General features: G+C 63.1%; 1 protein-coding gene. It reads left to right on the top strand.

What is annotated here, in order from left to right; all coding sequences use genetic code 11:
• A partial coding sequence (locus AC1DS5_RS25160) for a nucleoside-diphosphate sugar epimerase/dehydratase (protein ID WP_477720971.1) occupies positions 1-639 on the top strand: 639 nt, incomplete at both ends.

The raw sequence follows: 639 nt of genomic DNA, 5'->3' as shown, positions 1-639 counted from the left end.
GCAATCAGGCGCGCGCGATGGATGCGTCGCCGGCACTGCTGATTGGTCGTGCGGCCGATGCCGAGGTGTTCTTGCGCGGTATTGAGAGTGGTGCCGTCAAGCGCATGTGGCCGGTCGGCATCTTGTCGCCGGCGATGTCCGATCGTGGACAGGCGATCCGAGGTGTGCCGGTCCTGGGTGGCATCGATGATCTCGGTAATGTCGTTGATGACTTCAGCACGCGGCAACGCCCGATCGAACGGATCGTGATGACGCCGTCGGCGTTTGAAGCAGAGGCGTTACCTGAGTCGGTATTGATGCGTGCGCGCAAGCTCGGGCTGACGGTTAGCCGGATTCCGTCGCTCGAGGAAAGCCGCGATACGCCGCAATTGGCGCCGGTGGCAGTCGAGGATCTGTTGCTGCGGCCGAGCGTCAAGATCGACTATGCCCGACTGGAGAATTTCGTGCGCGGCAAGGCGATCGTCGTGACCGGCGGTGGCGGCTCGATCGGCTACGAGATCTGCGACCGCGTCATCACGTTCGGCGCGGCACGGCTGCTCATTATCGAGAATTCAGAACCGGCGCTTCATGCGGCTATGGAAAAGCTGGCGGCCAAAGTCACCAGCGCAGCGATCGAGGGCCGCATCGCCGATGTCAGGG

Source organism: Polaromonas sp. P4_H1, assembly GCF_056400945.1.
Note: the sequence above shows the minus strand (reverse complement) of the source record. Positions and strands in the feature narration are given on the sequence as shown.